Annotated in this window: 20 protein-coding genes; 6 read left to right on the top strand and 14 right to left on the bottom strand. The window is 72.8% G+C overall.

Features of this window, described 5'->3' with window-relative positions; translation table 11 throughout:
- Window positions 1-4: 4 nt before the first annotated feature.
- Together D1J63_RS18025 and pdhA (D1J63_RS18030) are read right to left on the bottom strand one after the other, a co-directional pair.
- On the bottom strand, window positions 5-970 hold the full coding sequence (locus tag D1J63_RS18025; protein WP_054103006.1) for an alpha-ketoacid dehydrogenase subunit beta: 966 nt from the start codon (window positions 968-970) through the stop codon (window positions 5-7).
- 16 nt (window positions 971-986) lie between these two features.
- A complete protein-coding gene (gene pdhA, locus D1J63_RS18030; protein ID WP_125629971.1) occupies window positions 987-2,216 on the bottom strand; it encodes a pyruvate dehydrogenase (acetyl-transferring) E1 component subunit alpha in 1,230 nt (409 codons plus the stop codon).
- A gap of 323 nt (window positions 2,217-2,539) precedes the next feature.
- On the opposite strand from pdhA (D1J63_RS18030), the gene D1J63_RS18035 reads away from it, so the two are divergent.
- Together D1J63_RS18035 and D1J63_RS18040 are read left to right on the top strand one after the other, a co-directional pair.
- On the top strand, window positions 2,540-3,196 hold the full coding sequence (locus tag D1J63_RS18035; protein WP_102930325.1) for a response regulator transcription factor: 657 nt from the start codon (window positions 2,540-2,542) through the stop codon (window positions 3,194-3,196).
- Between the two features lie 106 nt (window positions 3,197-3,302).
- Window positions 3,303-3,710: a pyridoxamine 5'-phosphate oxidase family protein gene (locus tag D1J63_RS18040; protein WP_125629973.1), complete on the top strand. Its 408-nt coding sequence runs from the start codon at window positions 3,303-3,305 to the stop codon at window positions 3,708-3,710.
- 69 nt (window positions 3,711-3,779) lie between these two features.
- Here the strand turns inward: D1J63_RS18040 and D1J63_RS18045 are convergent, their stop codons facing one another.
- Window positions 3,780-5,414, bottom strand: a complete 1,635-nt coding sequence (locus D1J63_RS18045; RefSeq protein ID WP_164712871.1) for a protein kinase — start codon at window positions 5,412-5,414, stop codon at window positions 3,780-3,782.
- A 347-nt stretch (window positions 5,415-5,761) separates the two neighbouring features.
- Here D1J63_RS18045 and D1J63_RS18050 point away from each other — a divergent pair, with 347 nt between their 5' ends.
- A complete protein-coding gene (locus tag D1J63_RS18050; RefSeq protein WP_125629978.1) occupies window positions 5,762-7,423 on the top strand; it encodes a protein kinase in 1,662 nt (553 codons plus the stop codon).
- A 102-nt stretch (window positions 7,424-7,525) separates the two neighbouring features.
- Here the strand turns inward: D1J63_RS18050 and D1J63_RS18055 are convergent, their stop codons facing one another.
- Window positions 7,526-8,065, bottom strand: coding sequence for a bacterial proteasome activator family protein (locus D1J63_RS18055; RefSeq protein ID WP_061443558.1), 540 nt, complete (start codon window positions 8,063-8,065; stop codon window positions 7,526-7,528).
- Between the two features lie 181 nt (window positions 8,066-8,246).
- Here D1J63_RS18055 and D1J63_RS37215 point away from each other — a divergent pair, with 181 nt between their 5' ends.
- The gene (locus D1J63_RS37215; protein ID WP_241235582.1) at window positions 8,247-9,071 is read left to right on the top strand and encodes a hypothetical protein; all 825 of its coding nucleotides are present in this window, start codon (window positions 8,247-8,249) and stop codon (window positions 9,069-9,071) included.
- 114 nt (window positions 9,072-9,185) lie between these two features.
- On the opposite strand, the gene D1J63_RS18065 is transcribed toward D1J63_RS37215, so the two are convergent.
- The 8 genes from D1J63_RS18065 to pdhA (D1J63_RS18100) form a co-directional block, all read right to left on the bottom strand.
- Window positions 9,186-10,166 carry an NAD(P)H-quinone oxidoreductase gene (locus D1J63_RS18065; RefSeq protein WP_125629980.1) on the bottom strand — a complete coding sequence of 327 codons (981 nt, stop codon included), beginning with the start codon at window positions 10,164-10,166 and terminating at the stop codon, window positions 9,186-9,188.
- Window positions 10,167-10,406: 240 nt separating this feature from the next.
- Window positions 10,407-11,630 (bottom strand): RNA-guided endonuclease TnpB family protein, encoded by a 1,224-nt coding sequence (locus tag D1J63_RS18070; RefSeq protein ID WP_125629982.1) that lies wholly within the window; start codon window positions 11,628-11,630, stop codon window positions 10,407-10,409.
- A gap of 210 nt (window positions 11,631-11,840) precedes the next feature.
- Entirely contained in the window at window positions 11,841-12,938 is a 1,098-nt protein-coding gene (locus D1J63_RS18075; RefSeq protein WP_102927881.1) for a potassium channel family protein, read from the bottom strand.
- Window positions 12,935-14,290 (bottom strand): molybdopterin molybdotransferase MoeA, encoded by a 1,356-nt coding sequence (locus tag D1J63_RS18080; protein WP_125629984.1) that lies wholly within the window; start codon window positions 14,288-14,290, stop codon window positions 12,935-12,937. The genes D1J63_RS18075 and D1J63_RS18080 overlap by 4 nt, the downstream gene beginning before the upstream one ends.
- Window positions 14,290-15,351, bottom strand: coding sequence for an NTP transferase domain-containing protein (locus tag D1J63_RS18085; RefSeq protein WP_164712872.1), 1,062 nt, complete (start codon window positions 15,349-15,351; stop codon window positions 14,290-14,292). Before D1J63_RS18085 ends, D1J63_RS18080 begins: the two co-directional genes overlap by 1 nt.
- 124 nt (window positions 15,352-15,475) lie before the next feature.
- Window positions 15,476-16,912 carry a dihydrolipoamide acetyltransferase family protein gene (locus tag D1J63_RS37570; protein ID WP_125629986.1) on the bottom strand — a complete coding sequence of 479 codons (1,437 nt, stop codon included), beginning with the start codon at window positions 16,910-16,912 and terminating at the stop codon, window positions 15,476-15,478.
- Window positions 16,912-17,916 carry an alpha-ketoacid dehydrogenase subunit beta gene (locus tag D1J63_RS18095; protein WP_125629988.1) on the bottom strand — a complete coding sequence of 335 codons (1,005 nt, stop codon included), beginning with the start codon at window positions 17,914-17,916 and terminating at the stop codon, window positions 16,912-16,914. The genes D1J63_RS37570 and D1J63_RS18095 overlap by 1 nt, the downstream gene beginning before the upstream one ends.
- Entirely contained in the window at window positions 17,913-19,076 is a 1,164-nt protein-coding gene (gene pdhA, locus D1J63_RS18100) for a pyruvate dehydrogenase (acetyl-transferring) E1 component subunit alpha (RefSeq protein ID WP_125629990.1), read from the bottom strand. The genes D1J63_RS18095 and pdhA (D1J63_RS18100) overlap by 4 nt, the downstream gene beginning before the upstream one ends.
- Before the next feature lie 190 nt (window positions 19,077-19,266).
- On the opposite strand from pdhA (D1J63_RS18100), the gene D1J63_RS18105 reads away from it, so the two are divergent.
- A complete protein-coding gene (locus D1J63_RS18105) occupies window positions 19,267-19,770 on the top strand; it encodes an Lrp/AsnC family transcriptional regulator (RefSeq protein WP_102929549.1) in 504 nt (167 codons plus the stop codon).
- 21 nt (window positions 19,771-19,791) lie between these two features.
- On the opposite strand, the gene D1J63_RS18110 is transcribed toward D1J63_RS18105, so the two are convergent.
- Together D1J63_RS18110 and D1J63_RS18115 are read right to left on the bottom strand one after the other, a co-directional pair.
- The gene (locus D1J63_RS18110; protein ID WP_102929548.1) at window positions 19,792-20,403 is read right to left on the bottom strand and encodes a TetR/AcrR family transcriptional regulator; all 612 of its coding nucleotides are present in this window, start codon (window positions 20,401-20,403) and stop codon (window positions 19,792-19,794) included.
- Window positions 20,400-21,917, bottom strand: coding sequence for a 3-hydroxyacyl-CoA dehydrogenase (locus tag D1J63_RS18115; RefSeq protein ID WP_125629992.1), 1,518 nt, complete (start codon window positions 21,915-21,917; stop codon window positions 20,400-20,402). Before D1J63_RS18115 ends, D1J63_RS18110 begins: the two co-directional genes overlap by 4 nt.
- 192 nt (window positions 21,918-22,109) lie before the next feature.
- Here D1J63_RS18115 and paaN point away from each other — a divergent pair, with 192 nt between their 5' ends.
- A complete protein-coding gene (paaN, locus tag D1J63_RS18120) occupies window positions 22,110-23,801 on the top strand; it encodes a phenylacetic acid degradation protein PaaN (RefSeq protein ID WP_125629994.1) in 1,692 nt (563 codons plus the stop codon).
- Window positions 23,802-23,803 lie beyond the last annotated feature (2 nt).

A 23,803-nucleotide genomic window follows, 5' to 3' on the forward strand; every position in this document is an offset into this window, starting at 1 on the left:
CTCCTCAGTACGCCAGCGAGCGGTCGACGGCATCCAGCACCCGGTCCAGGTCGGGCAGGTACTCCTCCTCCAGACGCGCCGGCGGGTACGGGGCGTGGTAGCCGCCGACCCTCAGCACCGGGGCCTCCAGGTGGTAGAAGCAGCGCTCCGTGATCCGGGCGGCGATCTCCGCGCCCGAGCCCAGGAACACCGGCGCCTCGTGGACCACGACCAGGCGGCGGGTCTTCTCCACCGACGCCTGGACGGTGTCGAAGTCGACCGGCGAGATCGAGCGCAGGTCGACGACCTCCAGGGAACGCCCCTCCTCGGCGGCCGCGTCGGCGACCTCCTGGCAGAGCTTCACCATCGGGCCGTAGGCGGCCAGCGTGAGGTCGGTGCCCTCGCGCACCACGCGCGCGGCGTGCAGCGGGCCCGGGATGGCCTCCTTGTCGACCTCGGCCTTGTCCCAGTAGCGGCGCTTGGGCTCGAAGTAGATCACCGGGTCGTCGCTCTGGATGGCCTGCTGCATCATCCAGTACGCGTCCGCCGCGTTGGACGGGCTGACCACCTTCAGGCCCGCCACGTGCGCGAACAGCGCCTCGGGGGACTCGGAGTGGTGCTCGACCGCGCCGATGCCGCCGCCGTAGGGGATGCGGATGACGACCGGCATCTTGACCTTGCCCAGCGAGCGGGCGTGCATCTTCGCCAGCTGGGTGACGATCTGGTCGTAGGCCGGGAAGACGAAGCCGTCGAACTGGATCTCCACCACCGGGCGGTAGCCGCGCAGGGCCAGGCCGATGGCGGTGCCGACGATGCCGGACTCGGCCAGCGGGGTGTCGATGACCCGGTCCTCGCCGAAGTCCTTCTGGAGGCCGTCGGTGACCCGGAAGACACCGCCGAGCTTGCCGACGTCCTCGCCCATGATCAGGACCTTGGGGTCCGACTCCAGCGCGCGGCGCAGCGACTCGTTGATCGCCTTCGCCAGCGCCATCTTTTCCGCTGCCATGTCAGACCCCCTCTGCGTCTGCGAACGATGCCTGGTACGCGGCGAACTGCGCCCGCTCCTCGTCCACGAGCGCGTGCCCGTCCGCGTACACGTTCTCGAAGATGGCGAACCGGTCCGGGTCCGGCATGGCACGGACCACTTCGCGCACTCGTTTGCCCAACGTCTCGCTCTCCGCCTCCAGTTCCGCGAAGAATCCCTCGTCCGCGTGGTTTGCGGACTCCAGGAAGCGGCGAAGGCGCAGGATCGGGTCCTTCGCCTCCCAGGCGGCGCGCTCGTCGTCGTGCCGGTAGCGGGAGGGGTCGTCCGAGGTGGTGTGCGCGCCCATGCGGTACGTGTACGCCTCGATGAGCGCCGGTCCCTCGCCGCGCCGGGCGCGGTCCAGGGCCCAGCGGGTGACCGCGAGGGAGGCCAGCACGTCGTTGCCGTCGACGCGGACGCCGGGGAAGCCGAAGCCCTGGGCGCGCTGGTAGAGCGGCACCCGGGTCTGCTTCTCGTTGGACTCGGAGATCGCCCACTGGTTGTTCTGGCAGAAGAACACGACGGGCGCGTTGTAGACGGCGGCGAAGTTGAACGCCTCGCTGACGTCGCCCTGGCTGGAGGCGCCGTCGCCGAAGTACGCGATCACGCCCGAGTCGGCGCCGTCCTTGGCCACGCCCATGGCGTAGCCCGTGGCGTGCAGCGCCTGCGAGCCGATGACGATCGTGTACAGGTGGAAGTTGTTGCTGTTGGGGTCCCAGCCGCCGTTGTTCACACCGCGGAACATGCCGAGCAGGTTGGTCGGGTCCACCCCGCGGCACCAGGCGACGCCGTGCTCGCGGTAGGTCGGGAAGACGTAGTCGTCCTCGCGGGTGGCCCGGCCGGAGCCGATCTGGGCGGCCTCCTGACCGAGCAGGGAGGCCCACAGGCCCAGCTCGCCCTGGCGCTGCAGCGCGGTGGCCTCGGCGTCGAAGCGCCGGGTGAGCACCATGTCGCGGTACAGGCCGCGCAGCTCGTCGGGGGTGATGTCGGCGACGTACGAGGCGTACTCGGCGTGAGCGGCGTCCTCGACGCGCTCGCCCTCGGGCGTCAGCAGCTGCACCAGCTCCGTCTCGGAGCCCTTCTTGGCAGCGGTACGGGTGGTGCTGGTGGTGCGAGTCGTGCGCTTGCCGGTGCCGGCCTTGCCGCCGGTGGTCCCGGCCGCCTTGCTTCCGGCGCTGCGTCGCGGCTTGCGCGCGGCAGTGCTCTCGGTCACGTGTGCTCCTCCGTCGGTCCGGCCCCCGGGTTCGCCGGAAGCCAGTGCGGCTCACCTGCGGCCCGGCGGACGCACAAGGGTGGGTGCGGCCCGATCGGGAACAGGCGTGACAGGTGCCCCGGCGAGCGCCCTGCGAACAGCACGTTACCCAGTGCTCCACATTTCTGTGAAACCCCTCCTGACCTGCGTTTTTACTCGGATTTCCAAGTAAATCGGCGTAGGACGGAAGTTTTACTGGTCACAGCCTTGCAGGGGGCCGGAACAACGGCACGTTATCCCGGCCACCCCGGGCACGGGAAGAGTCGGTGTGTGAGACTGACCGCGTGCGCGAAGACGGAAAAATCCGGGTATTCCTCCTCGACGACCACGAGGTGGTCCGGCGCGGGGTGCACAATCTGCTCGCCGGCGAGCCCGACATCGAGGTGGTGGGCGAGGCCGGCACGGCCGCCGAGGCGCAGGCCCGGGTCACGGCCACCCGTCCGGACGTCGCCGTACTGGACGTACGGCTGCCGGACGGCAGCGGCGTGGAGGTCTGCCGCGACATCCGCTCCCGGGACGAGTCCGTCCGCTGCCTGATGCTGACGTCCTTCGCCGACGACGAGGCCCTCTTCGACGCGATCATGGCGGGCGCCTCCGGCTACGTCCTCAAGGACATCCGCGGCGCCGAGCTGCTCGGCGCCGTGCGGGAGGTGGCGGCCGGGAAGTCGCTGCTCGACCCGGCGGCCACCGCGCGCGTGCTGGAGCGGCTGCGCGACGGCGGGGCCAAGCCCGACGACCGGCTGGCCCACCTCACCGAGCAGGAGCGCCGCATCCTCGACCTGATCGGCGAGGGGCTGACCAACCGCGCGATCGGCGAGCGGCTGCACCTGGCGGAGAAGACGATCAAGAACTACGTGTCGAGCCTGCTGGGCAAGCTCGGCATGCAGCGGCGCTCGCAGGCGGCCGCCTTCGTGGCCCGCCTGGAGGCCGAGAACCGCTGACGGGGCCCGGCCGGTCACCGGCTCCGGGCTTACTCGGGACTTACGTCCCTTCCTGCCGGGGCGGGCGACTCTGTTCCGGCGCCCGCCGCTCCCGCACAGTGATTCCATGCCCTCCGACGAACAGCTCGCCGTCGGCCTGCTCGGCCGTACCCCCTACGGCCGGGCGGCCACCACCATGCGCGCCCTGCCCTTCCTCGCCCTCGCGCGCCACATCGTGGCCGACGGCCGGGTCCTGCTGCGCATGCCCAGGAGCTGGGGGTACCACCAGGTGTGCGCCGGGAGCGTCGTCGCGTACGGGGCGGACAACCTGACCTCCGCGCGGCCCGGCGAGAGCCTGTGGACCGTGCAGGTCGTGGGGCACTGCGAGGCGCACGTGCCGAGCGCGGCCGAGCTGGAGCGGTTCGGTCCCGCGCCGAGCCGGGTGGACGGCGAGCCGTTCGAGCCCGCCTACCTGCGCGTCGACCCGCAGTTCGGCACCGTGCACTTCACGGACGGGGCCGCGGGGCCCGCGTAGGCGAACGCAACGCGCGCGTGAAGCCCGTTTCCGGGCCGCACGCGCGCGTGGGGTGTGGTGGGGAGTCGGTCACTCGCCCGCGGGGTCGGTGGCACCGCCCGTGTTTCCGGAGCCGCCCTCGGTGCCGCCGCCGTCCGGCGGGGTCTCGCCCCCGGTCGGATCGGTGCCACCAGTCGGATCACCGCTGGGCTCGCCACCGCCCGTCGGCTCGCCACCACCGGTCGGCTCGCCACCACCGGTCGGCTCACCGCCACCGGTCGAATCGTCCGTCGTCGTGTGCGACGGCTCGTACGACGGCGTGTACGGCCGGTCCCAGTCCCCGCCGCCGTTGCCGCCCCCGCCCGAGCCCTGCTCGGTGCCCGGGTCGGTGGTCTCCTGGGTCTGCTCGTCGCTGGGCGACGAACTGGGCGTCTCCTCGCTGCTGCTCTGCGACGTGCTCGCCGACGGGCTCTTGTCCGTCTCGGTGCCGCCCTTGTCGCCGCCGCCGTTGTTGAGGGCCAGCGCGACGCCGGCCGCGATGGCGATCACCGCGAGGACGGCCAGTATCCAGAGCTTGCCGCGCCCGCTGCCCTTGTTGCCGTGGCCCTCGAAGCCGCCGTCGTCGCCCCCGCCGTAGCCGTTCGGCAGGATCGGCTGGGGGATCTGCTGGGTGCCCGAGGCCCCGTGGTGGTCGGGGTGCGGCATCACCGTCGTGCCCGCGAGACCGGCCGAGGGGGTGTGCCGGCCGTCGTGCGCGGCGACCGGGCCGGTGTTCCAGGTGCCGGTGTGGCCGCCCTGCTCGTACAGCATCTGCAGGCCGTACTGGACCAGGCCGCGCATCTCCTCGGCGGTCTGGAAGCGGTCGTCGGGCTCCTTGGCCAGCGAGCGCATCACCAGGCCGTCCAGCTCCGGCGGGGTGGCGTCGGAGACCTCGGACGGGGGCGTCGGGATGTCCTGCACGTGCTGGTAGACCACCGACAGCGGGGTCTCGCCGGTGAACGGCGGGCGCAGTGCGAGGAGTTCGTAGAGGAGGCAGCCGGTCGCGTACAGGTCGGAGCGGTGGTCGACGGCCTTGCCGAGGGCCTGCTCGGGGGAGAGGTACTGCGGGGTGCCCATGACCATGCCGGTCTGGGTCATCGTCGACTGGGCGCCGTGCAGGGCGCGCGCGATGCCGAAGTCCATCACCTTCACCGCGCCGGCGTTGGTGATGATGACGTTGGCGGGCTTGATGTCACGGTGCACGATGCCGTGCTGGTGGGAGTAGGCGAGCGCCTCGAGGACACCGGAGACGATGATCAGCGCCTGCTCGGGGCCGGGCGCCTCGGCGTTGAGGAGGAGGTCGCGGATGGTGCGGCCCTCGACGATCTCCATCACGATGTACGGGACGGACTGCCCGCCGACGACGTCCTCGCCGGAGTCGTACACGGCCACGATGGCATGGTGGTTGAGGCCGGCCACCGACTGTGCCTCGCGCGTGAAACGGGCCTTGGAGACCGGGTCCTCGGCGAGGTCCGCGCGGAGCAGCTTGACCGCCACGGTGCGGCCCAGGCGGACGTCCTCGGCGGCGAACACCTCGGCCATGCCGCCCCGCCCGAGCCTGCGGGTCAGCCGGTACCGGCCGTCGCCGACCAGGCCGCCGTTGCCCCAGTTCTCCGGCGCGTCAGACATACCGCCGCCAGATGCCTCGGGTTCGGACGGGCCCTGGGCGCGCTGCTGCTGTGCCATCAGTCCTCGCCGTCGTTTCTGCCCGCGGTACGCGCGGTGTTGTTACGGTCTCCGTCGGCCACGCTACAGCCTTCGCGGGGGCCTCCGGTCCGGGATGGGGCGCCGGGACCGGACATGAGACGGACCGGTCATGAAACCCTGGTTCCGTACTCTCGTGCAAATTCCGTGTACCGGCAGTACGCCGGCTGTAACGCTTCCGCGACGCTTCTTTCGCGTACGGTCACGGAACGGGCACCGCGCTTGACGTGTCAGTGCCCTGGGGCAGACTTGGCCGGGAATAGCACTTTCGATCACAAGCGCGCGTGCCGCTGCCACCGGCGCCCGCCGCCAATGGGGGACGCAGAGACATGAGCCAGGACGCCGGACAGGGACGGTACGCGGGGCGGGCACTCGCCGGCGGCCGTTACCAGCTGCGCGACTTGCTCGGCGAGGGCGGCATGGCCTCCGTGCACCTGGCGTACGACTCGGTGCTCGACCGTCAGGTCGCGATCAAGACGCTGCACACCGAGCTCGGCCGCGAACAGGCCTTCCGTGAGCGCTTCCGCCGTGAGGCGCAGGCCGTGGCGAAGCTCACGCACACCAATATCGTCTCGGTCTTCGACACAGGCGAGGACGAGCTGAACGGCCTGACGACTCCCTACATCGTCATGGAGTACGTCGAGGGCCGGCCGCTGGGCTCCGTGCTCGACGAGGACGTGCGGCAGCAGGGCGCGATGCCCGCCGACAAGGCGCTGAAGATCACCGCGGACGTGCTGGCCGCGCTGGAGATCAGTCACGAGATGGGCCTGGTCCACCGGGACATCAAGCCGGGCAACGTGATGATGACCAAGCGCGGCGTGGTCAAGGTGATGGACTTCGGCATCGCCCGCGCCATGCAGTCCGGCGTGACCTCGATGACGCAGACCGGCATGGTCGTCGGCACCCCGCAGTACCTCTCGCCGGAACAGGCCCTGGGTCGCGGCGTCGACGCCCGCTCCGACCTGTACTCGGTCGGCATCATGCTGTTCCAACTGGTCACCGGGCGCCTGCCGTTCGACGCCGACTCGCCGCTCGCGATCGCGTACGCGCACGTGCAGGAGGAGCCGGTGGCCCCGTCCACCGTCAACCGCTCCCTGCCCCCGGCGGTGGACGCGCTGGTCGCCCGCGCGCTGAAGAAGAACCCCAACGAACGCTTCCCCAGCGCCGAGGCCATGCGCGACGAGTGCCTGCGCGTGGCGGCCTCCTTCCAGGCGGCCCCGCCGAGCATCGTGCCCGGCGCCCAGACGTCGAACGGCGCGGGTGTCGGCTCCGCGGTCTTCCCGCCGGTCGACCAGAGCACCCCGGCGCCCACGGGCCCCGTGCAGACGCCGTACCAGCCGGCGCCGGCCCCCGGCCCGAACCCGTACGGCACCCCGGCCCCGGCGGCGCACTCGCCGGCGTACGGCTATCCGCAGCAGGGCGGCTACCAGACGCCCGCCCCCTCGCCGTACGGGCAGCAGCAGGGCGCGGCCACGCCGCCGCCGTACAACCTGACGCCGTCCACCGCGGGGTCCGGCTCCTCCGGCGGGGGCAAGAGCAACAAGCCGGTGATCATCGGCTCGATCGTGGTCGCCCTGGTGGCCGTCGGCGGGCTGATCGCCGCACTGCTGATGAACAGCGGCGGGGACGAGGACCCGGAGGCCGGCGGTGGCGGCTCCGCGAGCGTGTCCGCGTCGCCGACGAAGGCGGCGGGTTACCGCGGGCCGGACAAGACGAAGACGATCGAGAAGGACGAGTGCACCGAGCCGGAGGAGTCGTACAACGACCCGGACAAGATCAAGGTGCCGGACTTCACGTTCAAGTACATCGGCTCGGTCAAGGAGTGCTTCAACGCCGCGGGCTGGCAGATGAAGGTCGTCGAAGTCGACGAGAACACCTACGGCGAGGGCTCGGTCCGGGACCAGTTCCCCGTCGCCGGCACGGACGTCGACCCGGAGAACATGCCGACGATCCAGCTCAAGGTGTCGACGGGCAACCCGGCCGGCGAGTGAGCCCCGGGCCCGTGACGACGTGACGGGCGGCTGACGAAATATCACGAAGGGCCCGGCAGCGAGTGCTGCCGGGCCCTTCTCGATATTCGTCGGAGGCTGTCTCTACAGGTAGGGGCCGCCGGACCGGCCGCCCGGGTGCGGGGTCTCCTCGCCCTCGGGCGCGACGCCGGGCGGAAGCGCGCGGCGCATCTGCTCCAACTGGGCCCGCGCGGCCATCTGCTGGGCGAACAGCGTGGTCTGGATGCCGTGGAAGAGGCCCTCCAGCCAGCCGACCAACTGTGCCTGGGCGATCCGCAGTTCGGCGTCGGTGGGGGTGCCGTCGTCCGTGAAGGGCAGGGAGAGCCGCTCCAGCTCCTCCACCAGCTCGGGGGCCAGTCCGTCCTCCAGCTCCTTCACCGAGCTGGCGTGGATCTCCTTGAGCCGGACCCGGCTCGCCTCGTCCAGGGGCGCGACCCGCACCTCTTCGAGCAGCTGCTTGATCATGCTGCCGATCCGCATGACCTTGGCAGGCTGCTCCACCTGTTCGGTCACCGGGATCTCGCGGGATTCGTCGTCCCCGCCACCGCTGAGCGCCATTCCGTCCTGGCCGACGACCAGGATCTGGGGGTTCTCCGGCGACCTGTCGTTCCTCGGCATTTCCATGCCGCCATTGTCTCTCACCCGTACTCCCCGAACGGGTGCTGCCCCAGGGAAACCGGCCTCCCACGCGTTCGGCGGCGCCCGGAATGCCGGTATCGCCGACCGGTGTGAGGCTTGTTCCGTCGTTTTCCACGACTTCTACGACGCTTTCCACGACGGGCGACACCGGGAGGGGGTCACGGACGTGACTCCATGGCTGCGCACACTGCGGACGACGGGGCTGGCGGGCGCCGCCCTGGGGGTCGGCGCCGTGGTGTCCCCGTACGGAACGGCCCCGGCCCACGCCACGGCCGCGGACCTGGCGACGGCGCCGACGAGACCGGTCACCGCGGTCGCGACGAGGCCGGTCGCCGGGTTGGCGGGGCCGCCGGGCCCGGCGGTGGCGCCGTCCCCCGGGTTCTCCTCGCCGGGGCGCGGTTCGGCGCCGGACGCGGACGTCCTTCCGGACGGCTCCGCCACCCACGACGGGCGGGGCGGTCACGAGCGTCCCCGGCGTCCGGCCGGTCCCGACCGCCCGGAGCAGCGCCCCGACCCGCCGTCCGCCTCCCGGCCCGCCCCGGACTCCGACCCCTCGGACGGTGCGGGGCGGGGTTCCGCCAGGCCCTCCCCCGCTTCCCCCACCTCGTCGGCGTCCCGCGCCACGGCCGACCCCGAACCCTCCCGGGCCGGGGACGTGCCGGGCGAGGGACGGCAGCGGCCCGGTCGCGCCGAGGAGCGTGAGCCGGAACGCGACGGCAGGGACGGAAACACCGGTCGGCATCAGGACGGCGACCGCGGCGACGACGTGCCCGAGGAACCGGCCAGTGCCGTCAGCGCGGTCCCGCCCGGACCGACCGAGGCCGCCCCGACCCCCTCGGTCTCCCCGTCGCGGTCCGGGGCGCAGACAGGTGTGGCGGCCCAGGGGACCGCCGAGCCGGTCCTGCGGGTCCTGCCGCTGGGCACCGGGCTGGTCCTCATCGGTCTCGGCCTCGCCCTGGGCCTCGTGGGGCTGCGCCTGCGCCGGGGGTAGGGGCCGGCCGCGCACCGAACGTCAGGGGCTCACCGCACATCGAACCTCAGGGGCCCGCCGCGCACCGGCCGTGCCTACCGGGTTCGTCGCCCGCGAGCCCCGTCCCCGCATCGTCTACGTGGTGACGAGCAGCACCTTGCCGATGTGACCGCTCTCCTCCACTACCCGGTGCCCCTCCGCTGCCTCGCTCATCGGCATCTCACGGTCGACGACCGGGCGGACGTGCCCCCCGGCGAACAGCGGCCAGACGTGCTCCCGTACGGCCGCCACGATCGCCGCCTTCTCCTCCAGGGGACGGGCCCGCAGCGAGGTCGCGCTGACGGCGGCGCGCTTGGCGAGGAGCGTGCCGATGTTCAGCTCGCCCTTCCGGCCGCCCTGCATGCCGATGATCGCGAGCCGGCCGTTCACGGCGAGGGCCTGGACGTTGCGGTCGAGGTACTTCGCGCCCATGTTGTCGAGGATGACGTCGGCGCCCGCGCCGCCCGTCGCGTCCTTGATCTCCGCGACGAAGTCCTGCTCGCGGTAGTTGATCAGGATGTCCGCGCCCAGTTCGGCGCAGCGCTCCAGCTTCTCCTTGGTGCCCGCCGTCACCGCGACCTTGGCTCCGACGGCCTTGGCCAGCTGGATCGCCATCGTGCCGATGCCGCTGGAGCCGCCGTGCACGAGCAGCGTCTCGCCGGGGCGCAGGTGGGCGACCATGAAGACGTTCGACCAGACCGTGCAGACCACCTCGGGCAGCGCCGCCGCCCGCTTCAGGTCGACGCCCTGCGGCACCGGCAGCAGCTGTCCGGCCGGGACGGCGACCTTCTCCGCGTAGCCGCCGCCCGCGAGCAGCGCGCACACCTCGTCGCCGACGGCCCAGCCGGACACCCCCGGCCCGAGCGCGGCGACCCGGCCGGAGCACTCCAGGCCGGGGTGGGCGGAGGCGCCGGGCGGGGGGTCGTAGAAGCCCTGGCGCTGCATGATGTCGGCGCGGTTGACGGCGCTGGCCGTCACCTCGACCAGGACCTCGCCCTCGCCGGGCTGCGGGTCGGGGACCTCGGCCCACACCAGGGCCTCGGGGCCTCCGGGTTCGGAAATCGTGATCGCATGCATGAGGGCGACGCTACTCCTGTGCTGCCCGCGTGGCCCTGGACTCGCGATCGAGTCCCCGGGACTGTTGGCGGGCGGCCGGCCCGGCGCCCAGGTCACGTGAACGCTGGGCTGGGCCGGCCTGCTCCTGTTGGTCTTCGGCCCGGTCACGATGCGGGCGGGCGGGGGCTCTACAACCGCAATTGACTTGCTCATCGGGTTGAATCCCGAGGATTCTGGCCTTCCCAGCCGAGTTCTGTACCGCTACGCGGCACGGGGTTCGGTCGGGAATCCGTGGCTTCCTGTTTCTTCGCGCTGTGCCAGGATTGCTCCTGGTCTTACCGGCGCTCCGCAGGCCGATGCCGCCAGTCCGGCGGCCTGTTTGACATTGAGTGCGGCGTTGTGGTCCCGGTCATGGACGGCGCCGCAGGCGGTGCAGGTCCATTCCCGCACGTTGAGGGGTTTGGGCCCGTCCTTGACGCCGCAGGTGGAGCAGGTCTGGGAGGTCGGTTCGAACCGGCCGATCGTGACCAGGCTGCGGCCGTACCGCTCCGCCTTGTACTTCAGCATGCCGACGAACGCCGACCACCCGGCGTCATGCACCGACTTGGCCAGCCGGGTGCGGGCCAGTCCCTTGACCGACAGATCCTCCACGGCGATTCCTTGGTTCTCGGAGATCAGCTTCGTGGAGAGCTGGTGGTGGAACTCACGGCGCGCGTCGGCGACCTTGGCGTGGGCGCGGGCGACCTTCAGACGGGCCTTGTCACGGTTCTTCGATCCCTTCTGTTTCCGGGACAGCTCCCGCTGGGCCTTCTTCAGCTTCTTCTCCGCACGCCGAAGGAAACGCGGGGAGTCGATCTTCGTACCGTTGGACAGGACGGCAAAGTGAGTGAGGCCGAGATCGATGCCGACGGTGCGGTCGGTCGCGGGCATGCGTGCCTCGTCGGCGGCAGGGTCGGTATCGACGACGAAGGAGGCGAAGTACCGCCCGGACGCATCCTGGACGACCGTGACGGAGGTGGGGACGGCGGGCAGGGTACGGGACCACTTCACCTTCACCGCGCCGACCTTAGGCAGGTTCAGCCGACCATTGCCAGTGATGCTCCAGCGTGCGTTGGCGGTGAACCGGACCGACTGTCGAGCATCCTTGCGTGACTTGAAGCGGGGCGCGCCCACCTTCGGTCCCTTGCGGGCGTTCTTGAGGGAGCTGAAGAAGGTGCGGTACGCGGCCTCGGCGTCTCGCAGGGACTGCTGGAGCACTACCGCGGACACCTCACCCAGCCAGGATCGCTCGGCGGTCCGCTTCGCCTCGGTGATCAGCCTCCGGGACAGCTCGGCCACCGTCGGGAACGGCAGACCGGCCCTGCGGGCCTCCTCGCGGGCACGGACCGCGTCGTTGAACACGACCCGGGCACACCCGAACGCCCTCGCCAACGCGATGCGCTGACCGGCATCGGGGTACACCCGAAACGCGTACCGAAGCTGCATACGAAGACCGTACGAACAAGCCACTCCAGTCGTAACCCGGAACACCCGTTCCCCACCTCACCCCGCTGGAGACAGCGGTGCCCGACGATCCACCGGAACACCATCGCGCCCCAGTCACAAGATGCGCTTCGCCCCCGGGCTGAAACCCGATGGACTGCGAGTGATTTCCGGTGGCGAACGACGCGAAGCGAACCCCCGATCGGCGCCGCATCAGTCGCGGGGCAGCGGGCGGGCGTCGGGCGTCACATGGGTGGCCGGCGTCGCCCGTACGATCGTGATCAGTCGGTCCGTCAGTTCCAGTCCGCCGACGGCCGGATCGTCGTACCCCAGGACCCGGTGGCCGCGGATCACGCTCACCACCAGGTCGTCCACCTCCCGCGGGTTCTTCCCCGCCTCGGCCTTTATGACGGGCCGTTCGATGAGGTCGAGTCCGCTGCCCTGGCTGATGAGGTCCTCCATGACCATGCCGGCGGCAGGGCTGAGCACGGAGAGCCCGAGCAGGCGGCCCGCCGCGCTGGCGCTGGTGATCACGGCGTCGGCTCCGGACTGCTTCAGCAGCGGAGCGTTCTCCTCCTCGCGGACCGCGACCACGATCTTCGCCCCGCGGTTGAGCTGCCGGGCGGTCAGCGTGACCAGCACGGCCGTGTCGTCGCGCTGGGTGGCGATGATGATCTGCTTCGCCCGGTACACCTCGGCCCGGTTGAGCACGTCGCTGCGGGTGGCGTCGCCGATCACGCCCGCGTAGCCGTGGGCCGTCGCGGCCTCGATGGCCTTGCCGCTGGGGTCGACCACGACCACCTGGTCCTTGCGCAGCCCGGTCGCGCAGACGGTCTGGATCGCCGACCGTCCCTTGGTACCGAAGCCGACGACGACGGTGTGATCGCGCAAGGCGGACCTCCAGCGGTTCAGGCGCCACTCCTCCCGAGTGCGCTCGGTGAGGGCTTCCAGCGTGGTGCCGACCAGGATGATCAGGAACAGCACGCGCAGGGGCGTGATGACGAAGATGTTGGTCAGCCGGGCGGAGTCGCTGACCGGGGTGATGTCGCCGTACCCGGTGGTGGAGAGGGTGACGGTGGCGTAGTAGAAGGCGTCGAGGAGGTCGACGGAACCGTCGGAGTTGTCGGTGTAGCCGTCGCGGTCGACGTACACGACGAAGGCCGTCACCACGAGGACCACCAGGGCCACGGACAGCCGTTTGGCGACCTGGCGGAACGGGTGCTCCACCAGTTTCCTGGGGAGTTTCACCTTGTGGGTCACCAGGTGTTCGTCCGCCTGGCGGGCGATCGCGTCCTGGCCCGGAAGTTTCACGTGAAACACACCCCGATTCCGCCGGTCGCCCAGGGCAGGTCGAGCAGCTCGGCCTCCTGGCCCGGCCCCGCTCCACCCGGGGGCACGACGGCCAGCGCGTCGGCGGCCGCGATGCCGCGCAGCATCGCCGGACCGTTGTAGTGCAGCGGTACGGCGCCCTCCCCACGCAGCACGACCGGCACGAGCCGGGTGTCGGACGGGTGGCCGTGCACCGCGTCCCGCAGCGGCAGCGTGTACGCCTCGGGCGCCGGACGGGCGGCGAGGGTGCGCAGCAGCGGCTCGGCGAGGGTGAGCAGTCCGGAGACGGCGGCCAGGGGGTTGCCCGGCAGCCCGACGAGGTGCTGGTCGTCCTTGAGGCGGGCCAGCAACATGGGATGGCCGGGGCGTACCTCGACGCCGTCCACGAGGAGCTCGGCGCCGATGCGGCGCAGGGTCGGATGGACGTGGTCGACGGGGCCCGCGGCGGTGCCGCCGGTCGTGACGATCAGGTCGGCATCGGAGGTCGTGACGGCGCGGTGCACGGCCTTGGCGTCGTCGCCGATCCGGCGGACGGAGCCGACCTCGGCGCCCAGCGCCCGCAGCCAGGGCGGCAGCATCGGACCGAGCGCGTCCCGGATGAGGCCGTCGTGCGGAAGACCCTCGGTGAGCAGCTCGTCACCGAGGACGAGAACGTCGACGCGGGGGCGGGGGACCGCCGTGAGCGTGTCGTATCCGGCGGCCGCCGCGAGTCCCAGGACCGCCGGGGTGGCGAGGGTGCCGACCGGCAGCAGCTGGTCGCCGCTGCGGCATTCCTGACCGCGCGGGCGGATGTCCTGGCCGTGGACGACGTCGCGGGTGGGGTGCAGGCGGCCGCGTTCGTCGGTGCGGCCGTGCTCGCTGCGCAGGACGGCGGTGGTGTCCGGGGGGATGCGTGCGCCGGTGGCGATGCGGACGGCCTCGCCGTCGGTGAGGGGCACGGGTTCCGCGTGTCCGGCCAGGACGCCCTCGTCGCGCACCGTCCAGGGGCCCGGCCCCGCGACGGCCCAGCCGTCCATCGCGGAGGCGTCGAAGGACGGCAGGTCGGTGAGGGCCGCCAGAGGGGCGGCCAGGGTGAGGCCGAGGGCCGCGTCGAGGGGTACGGAGACCGGGGTGCGGCGGACGGCACGGGCGGCGGCGCGGGCGGCACGCTCGGCGATCGCCCGGGCCTCGGGCCAGGAGGTCGCGCGGTGGTGGGAGCCCGCCGGGTGGTGCGGGGCGGGCGTGCCGTGACCGCCGGGGCGGGCGGGGCCGGAGCTGTCCCTCACGAGGGCGAGCGCCTCCTCGACGTCGAGGTCCTCGGTCTCCGCGTCGGCCCGCGTGCCGGGGGAGGTCATCAGGCGTCCGGGCGGGTGTCGGGGGTGGCGTCCGGGGCCACGTCGGGCTTCCCCGGCGCCGGGGCCGGTTCGGCTGCGGCCTCCTCCGCCCAGCGCAGGGCGAGGGCCGCGGCCTTGCGGGCGGCCTCGGCGACGGCCTCCGGGCCGCCCTCGGCCCGCCCGGCCGCGTAGCCGACGAGGAAGGTGGTCAGCGGGGCCGCCGGCCTGGCCACCCCGTGGGCGGCGTCGCGTGCGAGATCGAGCAGGACCTTGATGTCGACGTCCAGGTCGATGCCCAACTCGTCCTTGGCTGCGGAAATCCATTCATCCAACACGTGACCATGCTCCCTGATGCGTGCCCTTGCGGTGGCGATGTCGTCCCAGGTGTCGCAGTCGAAGGAGGCGACGGCGTCCGGGAGGCGGGTGAGGCGCAGCGCGCCGGTCAGGCGGCACAGCGGCAGCCCGGTCAGATCCGGGGTGTCCGCCGTGTCTGTCGCGTCTGGCGCTCCGGCGCTCCGGTCGGCACCGTCCCGTGCGAGCGCGGCCAGTTCGCGGCGCAGTGCGGAGGCACGGTAGGCGGCGACGAGGGGCTGGTCGCGACCGTCGGCGTCGGTGAGCAGCACCCCGTCGGCGTCTCCCGCGGCGAGGGCCGACAGCAGCCGCCCGACGGTCGGCCCGGCGAGGAACGGCAGGTCGGCGGAGACCACGAGGACGTGCTCCGCCGTGATGTGCCGCAGTCCGGCGGCGAGGGCGGCGAGTGGTCCGCCGCCGGGCGGGTCCTCGCGCGCCCAGGTCACGGGGCGCGCGGTGGGCCGGGGTGCGGCGACGACGACGGTGGTCCGGGCGCCGGCGCAGGCGGCGAGCACCCGGTCGAGCAGCGCGCGGCCGCCCACCCGCAGGCCGGGTTTGTCCGCACCGCCGAGCCGCCGGGCGGCCCCGCCGGCGAGCACGACGGCGTCGTACCCGGCAGGGCCGGGACCCGTGCCGGGCCCCGGGGCGGGGTCCGGGCCCGGTCCGGCCTCGGAATCCGGCGCGGGGTCGCTGCCGGCGCGTTGGTCGCCGACGGGCTCGTACGCGGTCACCCCACGAGTATGGGGCCCTGCGCGATCACAGGGAACGCAGGGGAGCCCACGCGATCGCGGGGTGCGCGGACGCCCCGCCGCCCAGGGGCGTCACCGGTAGTGCCAACCGAGCACCACCAGTTGGTCACAGGGTCCGCAGCAGCACCGCCGGCTGTTCCACGCAGTCCGCCACGTACCGCAGGAAACCGCCCGCCGTGCCGCCGTCGCACACCCGGTGGTCGAAGGTGAGCGAGAGCTGCACGACCTGACGCACCGCCAACTCGCCGTCGTGCACCCACGGCTTGGGGACGATGCGGCCGACGCCGAGCATGGCCGCCTCGGGGTGGTTGATGATCGGCGTGGAGCCGTCGACGCCGAACACGCCGTAGTTGTTCAGCGTGAAGGTGCCGCCGGTCAGCTCCCCCGGGGTCAGCCGGCCGGCGCGGGCCGCCTCGGTCAGCCGGGCGAACTCCGCGGTGAGCGACTCGGCGTCCCGCGCGTGGGCGTCCCGCACCACCGGCACGACGAGACCGCGGTCCGTCTGGGCGGCGAAGCCGAGGTGCACCCCGTCGAGCCGGACGATCTCCCGGGCCTCGGTGTCCACCGTCGAGTTCAGCTCCGGGAACCGGGCCAGGGCCGCCGTGCAGATCCGGGCCAGCAGGGCGACCAGGGAGATCTTCGGCCCGCCGGACGCGTTCATCGCGGTGCGCGCCCGCATCAGCTCGGTCGCGTCGGCGTCCACCCAGCAGGTCGCGTCGGGGATCTCGCGCCGGCTGCGGGAGAGCTTGTCGGCGACGGCGCCGCGCACGCCCTTGAGGGGGACGCGGGTGCCGTCGGAGGGCGAGGCGGCGTGGGCAGCGGCGCCGGCCGATGCCCCACCGGCCCCGGCCTCCCGGTCCGCCGTACGGCCGCCCTGTGCGGCGGCGGCCCGCAGCGCGTACTCGACGTCCGCCCGCAGGATCAGCCCGTCCGGGCCGGAGCCCGTCAGCTCGCGCAGGTCCAGGTCGTGCTGCCGGGCCAGCCTGCGCACCAACGGGGAGATGACCGGGACCGGGCCGTCCACCGGCTCCGCCGTACCGACCGCGCCGCCCACCGGCTCCGCCGCGCGAACGCGGCCGTTCGCCCGCCCGGACGCCCCGGTGGCCGCCGGCCGGTCGGGCCGCACCCTGCGCCGCCGCGCGGGCGCCTCGGAGGTGCCGTAGCCGACCAGAACGTTGCCGGAGCCCTCCGGCTTCGGCTCGGCGGCGGGCGGCTCGGCGGCCGGCGTCGGTGCGGCACCGTCACCGGCGCCGCGCTCCCGTGCCGGTCCGTCGGCAGCCGCCTCGCCCACCGCCACGGTCACCAGCGGCGCCCCGACGGGCAGCTCCGTGCCCTCCTCGCCGAAGCGGGCGGTGACCACACCGCCGTAGGGGCAGGGCACCTCGACCATCGCCTTGGCCGTCTCGACCTCGACGACCGGCTGGTCGACGGCGACCACATCGCCGACCTCGACCAGCCAGCGCACGATCTCCGCCTCGGTGAGCCCCTCACCGAGGTCGGGGAGTTTGAACTCCATGCTGCGACCGTCAGAAGCGTGTGCCATCAGCTCTCGGCCTCCCACTGCAGGCGCCCCACGGCGTCCAGGATGCGGTCCACACCGGGCAGGTGGTGACGCTCCAGCATCGGCGGAGGATACGGGATGTCGAATCCGGCCACCCGCAGCACCGGCGCCTCCAGGTGGTGGAAGCAGCGCTCCGTGACCCGGGCCGCGATCTCCCCGCCCGGACCCCCGAAGGAGCCCGACTCGTGGACGACCACCGCGCGTCCCGTCCGCCGCACCGAGGCGCACACCGTCTCGTCGTCGAACGGCACCAGGGAGCGCAGATCGACGACTTCGAGGTCCCAGCCCTCGGCCCGGGCCGCCTCGGCCGCCTCCATGCAGACGGCCAGCGACGGTCCGTACGTGATGAGCGTGGCGCTCCGGCCGGAGCGCCGCACCACCGCGCGGCCCATCGGCTCAACGGGTGCGGGCTCCTCGGGGTTCCAGGTGTCCTTCGACCAGTACAACCGCTTGGGCTCGAGGAAGACCACCGGGTCGTCGGAGGCGATGGACGCGCGCAGCAGCCCGTAGGCGTCGGCGACGGTCGCGGGCGTGACGACATGGAGCCCCGGAGTCGCCATGTAGTACGCCTCGGACGAGTCGCTGTGGTGCTCGACGCCGCCGATCCCGCCGCCGTAGGGGACGCGGATGGTCAGCGGCAGGGGCATCTTCCCGCGCGTGCGGTTGCGCATCTTGGTGACATGGCTGACGACCTGCTCGAACGCCGGGTAGGCGAAGGCGTCGAACTGCATCTCGACGACCGGGCGCAGCCCGTACATCGCCATGCCGACGGCCGTGCCGAGGATGCCCGCCTCGGCGAGCGGGGTGTCCGTGCAGCGGTCCTCGCCGAACTCCGCGGCGAGTCCGTCGGTGACCCGGAAGACGCCGCCGAGCGTGCCCACGTCCTCGCCGAGGACGTGCACGCCCGGGTCGGCGGCCATGGCGTCGCGCAGCGCGCGCGTGAGGGCCTGCGCCATGGTGGCCGGCTTGACGGCGACGGTGGTCATCGGTGTCCCCCTTCGGGTGCGGTGGACGCGGCCCCGGTCTCCGCCTCCGCCGCCAGCTCCGCACGCAGTTGGTCCCGCTGCTCGCGCAGCTGCGGTGTGGGCTCGGCGTAGACGTGGTCGAACAGCTCCAGGGGGTCCAGCTCGGGGTCCTGGTTCATCCGGGCTCGCAGGTCCGCGGCCATGGTCTCGGCGTCCTCGCGGGCGGCGCGGATGCCCTCCTCGTCGAGCAGGCCGCGCTCGGTCAGCTCCCGCTCCAGCAGCTCGACCGGGTCGTGCCGGCGCCAGGTCTCCACCTCGGCGTCGCCCCGGTAGCGCGTGGCGTCGTCGGCGTTGGTGTGCGCGTCGACGCGGTACGTCACCGCCTCCACCAGCGTGGGGCCGCCGCCCGCACGCGCGCGGCGCACGGCGTCGGACAGGACCTCGTGCACCGCGGCGGCGTCGTTGCCGTCGACCAGGCGGCCGGGCATCCCGTAGCCGACGGCCTTGTGGGCCAGCGACGGGGCGGCGGTCTGCTTGTCGAGCGGGACGGAGATCGCGAAGCCGTTGTTCTGCACCAGGAAGACGACCGGGGCCTGCCAGACGGCGGCGAAGTTCAGCGCCTCGTGGAAGTCGCCCTCGCTGGTGCCGCCGTCGCCGACCATGGCCAGCGCCACCACGTCGTCGCCCTTGAGGCGGGCGGCGTGGGCGAGGCCCACGGCGTGCGGCAGCTGGGTGGCCAGCGGTGTGGAGAGCGGGGCGACCCGGTGCTCGTAGGGGTCGTAGCCGGTGTGCCAGTCGCCGCGCAGCAGGGTGAGCGCCTCGACGGGGTCGACGCCGCGCGAGACGACCGCGAGGGTGTCGCGGTAGCTGGGGAAGAGCCAGTCCCGCTCCTCGAGGACCAGCGCGGCGGCGATCTCGCACGCCTCCTGGCCGGTGCTGGAGGGGTAGACGGCCAGCCGGCCCTGCTTGGTCAGCGCCGTGGCCTGCGCGTTGTAGCGGCGGCCGCGCACCAGCCGGGCGTACAGCGTGCGCAGCAGCCCGGTGTCGGCTCGGTCCGCGGCCTTCGTGCCGAGGACGCGGTACGGCTCGGCGTCCGGCAGCAGCGGCGCGGGGTCGGTACGGGGCTGCCAGGCGGGCGGCGGTGTGGGCCGGTACGCGCCCCGCTGCTCCATGACCGTCATGACGGCACCTCCTCGTGGGAGACGGCTCTGGGCTCGCCACGGGTGTGACGGGCCTCACCTACCGATTGTTCGGTCGCCGGCACATTTTGGCTACAGGCGGCCCCAGGCTGTGGACAAACGGTTCTCCACAGCCTGTGATGGACGCAGTACGTCCATCTGGGGAAGGCGGGGGCACGTGGCATCTGAACAAATGGCCGATCGCCCCGGGGAGGGCGGCGGTCCGGACGAGCCCGGCACCCCGCCGCCCCCGCGCCCGCTGGACGCCATCGACCAGGACATCCTGCGCATGCTCCAGGCGGACGGCCGCGCCTCCATACGGTCGGTCGCGGAGCGGGTGCACGTCTCGCGGGCCAACGCCTACGCGCGCATCAACCGGCTCGTGGAGGACGGCGTCATCCGCGGTTTCGGCGCCCGCGTCGACCACGAACGCGCGGGGCACGGCACCTCGGCGTACATCACCCTCAAGATCGTCCAGAACTCGTGGCGCACGGTCCGCGCCGAGCTGCGCAAGCTGCCCGGGGCCTCGCACATCGCGCTGGTGGGCGGCGACTTCGACGTACTGCTGCTGGTGCACACCCCGGACAACCGGGCCCTGCGCGAGCTGGTGCTCAGCCGCCTCCAGGCCATCCCGGAGGTGCTCAGCACCCGCACGCTGCTGGTCTTCGAGACCGAGGACCTCGAACCGCAGGGCTGAGGGCCACTCCCGCGGTGCCGCTCAGGACGCCTTGCGCAGCCCGCCGAAGACCAGCCGCACCACCGCGTCGACCACTTCGCCCTCACCGGCGCCCCCTGCGCCGCCCCGGCCGTCGGGTCCCTCCGGGCGGTACCACTCGACGATCGAGTTGATCATGCCGAAGACCAGGCGCGTCGCGAGCCGCACCTCCACGTCCGCGCGGACGTCCCCCTCGGCCGCCGCCGCCTTCAGCAGGGCGGCGACCCGGTGGTCGAACTCGCGCCGCCGCTCCAGCGCCCACCGCTCGGTGTCGGTGTTGCCGCGCACCCGCAGCAGCAGCGTCACGTAGGGCAGCTCCGCCATGAGCACCTCGACCATGCGCCGCACGACGTACTCCAGGCGCCCGGCGGCGGACCCCACGCGCGCGTGCTCCTCGTCGAGGATCCCGAAGAGCTCGTCCAGGGCCCGGCTCACGGCCCGGCGCAGCAGCTCCTCCTTGCCGCTGACGTGGTGGTATATCGACGACTTGGAGATCCCGGCCGCCTTGGACAGGTGCTCCATGGAGGTGCCGTCGTAGCCGCGCTCGATGAAGACCTGCACGGCGACGGACAGCAGCGTCTCCGGCGTGTACGTGTCGCGCCTGGCGGTGGTCATGAGGGGGTGCCCTCCCCGGCGTCGGAGACGTGCGTGTGGCGGTGGAGCGCGAGGGACGGTGCGTGGCGCCCGGACGGGTCGAGCCGGCGCAACGCGACGAGCAGCTCGTACACCCACCTCAGGCCCAGCCCGCGACCCCATTCGACGGGACCGAGCGGGTAGTTCACGCCGAGGCGCATGGCGGTGTCGACGTCGGCCGCCGAGGCCACGCCGCGGTCGACCGCGTCGTACGCCAGGTCGACGATCCGCGCGACCGTGCGCGCCACGATCATGCCGGGCACGTCGCCGACGACGCTGACCTTCTTGCCGAGCGCCTGGAAGAGGCCGGTGGCCTCGGCGAGGGCCCGGGGCGGGGTGGTCCCCGCGGGAGCGAGGGCGATCCGGCCGGCCCGCCGGTAGTCGAGGGCGAGGTCGAAGTGGACGACGCCGCCGAGCCCGGCCGAGGTCCTTCCGTCGGTGAGACGGAGCCGGCCGCCGCCGGGCAGCACGAGCGACCCGGCGGTGTCCCCGCCCGCCTCGCGGACCTCGATGCCCGCCTCGCGGATCAGCGCGACGAGGTCGGCGGCCGGTCCCAGGTCCCCTTCGACGACGACGTGCGCGGGCGGATCGGCCGGTTCGGCGGTGTGCGGCTCGGGGCGCTCGGCGCCGTCCCGGTAGTCGTACCAGCCCCGCCCGCTCTTGCGGCCGAACCGGCCGGACTCGACCAGGCGGCGCTGGGCCAGCGACGGGGTGAAGCGCACGTCCTGGAAGAACGACTGCCACACGGAGTGCGTGACGGACTCGTTGACGTCCTGCCCGATGAGGTCGGTCAGCTCGAAGGCGCCCATCCTGAAGCCGCCGGACTCGCGCAGCACGGCGTCGATGGTGGCCGGGTCCGCGGCCCGCTCCTCGTGGAGCGCGAAGGCCTCGGCGTAGAAGGGCCGGGCGATGCGGTTGACGATGAAGCCGGGGGTGTCGGCGCAGGCGACCGGGGTTTTGCCCCAGGCGCGGGCCGTCTCGTACGCGCGCGTGGCCGACGCGGGGTCGGTGGCGGCGCCGGCGACCACCTCCACCAGCGGCAGCAACGGCGCTGGGTTGAAGAAGTGCAGGCCGACGAAGCGCCCGGGTATGCGCAGCGCGCCGCCGACGGCGGTGACGGACAGGGAGGAGGTGTTGGTGGCGAGCAGGCAGTCGTCGCCGACCACGTCCTCCAGGGCCCGGAACAGCTCCTGCTTGACGTCCAGCCGCTCCACGACCGCCTCGACGACGAGCGCGCAGCCGGCCAGGTCGGAGAGGGTCTCGGCGGACGTGAGCCGGGCGCGGGCGGCGTCCCGTTCGGCGCCGGTGAGGCGGTCCTTCTCGACGAGCCGGTCGAGCCGGGCGCCGATCGCGTCGGCCGCTTCCCGGGCCCGCCCGGCGACGGCGTCGTACAGCCGCACGGGATGGCCCGCGACCAGCGCCACCTGGGCGATGCCCTGGCCCATGGTGCCGGTGCCGACGACGGCCACGGGGCTGCTGAGGTCCAGTGCTGTCATGTGCGCGATCCTCCCGCACGGGGTTTTCCACAGATGCGGCGGACCCCCTTGTCCCGACCGATCGTTCGGTTACTCTAGCCGTGTCCGCCTGTTTCTGCCCAGGTTTCCCCCCAGGTCCACGGACTCGACAGACGGCCGACGGAGCGTCGGCGGCGCGTCGGGAGCCCGTGAGAGACGAGGAGTTGGTCCCGCATGGCCGCCGAACTCACCGCACACCAGCTGATCGCCCAGCACCGGCCGACCCTGGACCTGGCGCTGGAGACGATCCGCACGCGCGCGTACTGGTCCCCCCACCCCGAGCACCCCAAGGCCTACGGGGAGAACGGCAGCCTGGACACGGCCGCGGGCAAGGCCGCCTTCGACGCCCTGGCCGGCACCCGCCTCGACCTCGGCCAGCCCGGCACCGACGGCTGGGTCGGCGGCGAGGTCTCCCCGTACGGGATCGAGCTGGGCGTCGAGTACCCGCACGCGGACCTCGACGTGCTGCTGCCCGCCATGAAGGCCGGCCAGAAGGCGTGGCGGGACGCGGGCGCGGAGCTGCGCGCGATGGTCTGCCTGGAGATCCTCAAGCGGATCGCCGACCGGACCATGGAGTTCGCCCAGGCGGTCATGCACACCTCGGGACAGGCCTTCATGATGGCCTTCCAGGCGGGCGGCCCGCACGCCCAGGACCGCGGCATGGAGGCCGTGGCCTACGCGTACGCGGAGCAGTCCCGCACCCCCGACACGGCGGAGTGGACCAAGCCCCAGGGCAAGCGCGACCCGCTCGCGCTCACCAAGCGGTTCACGCCGGTCCCCCGCGGCATCGGCCTGGTCATCGGCTGCAACACCTTCCCGACGTGGAACGGCTACCCGGGCCTGTTCGCCTCCCTCGCCACCGGCAACGCGGTCCTGGTCAAGCCGCACCCCCGCGCGGTGCTGCCGCTCGCGCTGACCGTCCAGGTCGCCCGCGAGGTCCTCACCGAGGCCGGCTTCGACGCGAACCTGGTCGCGCTGGCCGCCGAACGCTCCGGCGAGGGCATCGCCAAGACCCTGGCCACCCGCCCGGAGATCCGGATCATCGACTACACCGGCTCCACCGCCTTCGGCGACTGGCTGGAGGCCAACGCCCGTCAGGCCCAGGTGTACACGGAGAAGGCCGGCGTCAACACGGTGCTCGTGGAGTCGACCGACGACTACAAGGGCATGCTGGCCAACCTGGCCTTCTCGCTCTCCCTGTACAGCGGCCAGATGTGCACCACCCCGCAGAACCTGCTGATCCCCCGCGACGGCATCCGCACCGACCAGGGCGACAAGTCCTACGACGAGGTCACCGCCGACCTGGCCCGCGCCGTCGACGGCCTCCTAGGCGACGACGCCCGGGCGAACGCCCTGCTCGGCGCCATCGTCAACCCGGACGTCAAGGCCCGCCTGGAGGCCGCCGCCGGACTCGGCGAGGTCGCCCTCGCCTCCCGCGAGGTCACCAACCCGGAGTTCCCGGACGCGGTGGTGCGCACCCCGGTGATCGTCAAGCTGGACGGCGCCAAGCCCGAGGACGAGGCCGCCTACACCAGCGAGTGCTTCGGCCCGGTCTCCTTCGCCGTCGCCGTCGACTCGGCGGCCCACGCCGTGGAGCTGCTGCGCCGCAGCGTCCGTGAGCAGGGCGCGATGACGGTGGGCGCGTACACGACCGACCCGGAGGTCGAGGAGGCCGTGCAGGAGGCCTGCCTGGACGAGGCGGCCCAGCTCTCCCTGAACCTCACCGGCGGGGTGTACGTCAACCAGACGGCCGCCTTCTCCGACTTCCACGGCTCGGGCGGCAACCCGGCGGCCAACGCGGCCCTGTGCGACGGCGCCTTCGTGGCCAACCGCTTCCGGGTGGTGGAGGTCCGCCGCCCGGCCTGAGT

The organism is Streptomyces sp. KPB2 (assembly GCF_003950055.1).
GTDB classification, from domain to species: domain Bacteria; phylum Actinomycetota; class Actinomycetes; order Streptomycetales; family Streptomycetaceae; genus Streptomyces; species Streptomyces salinarius.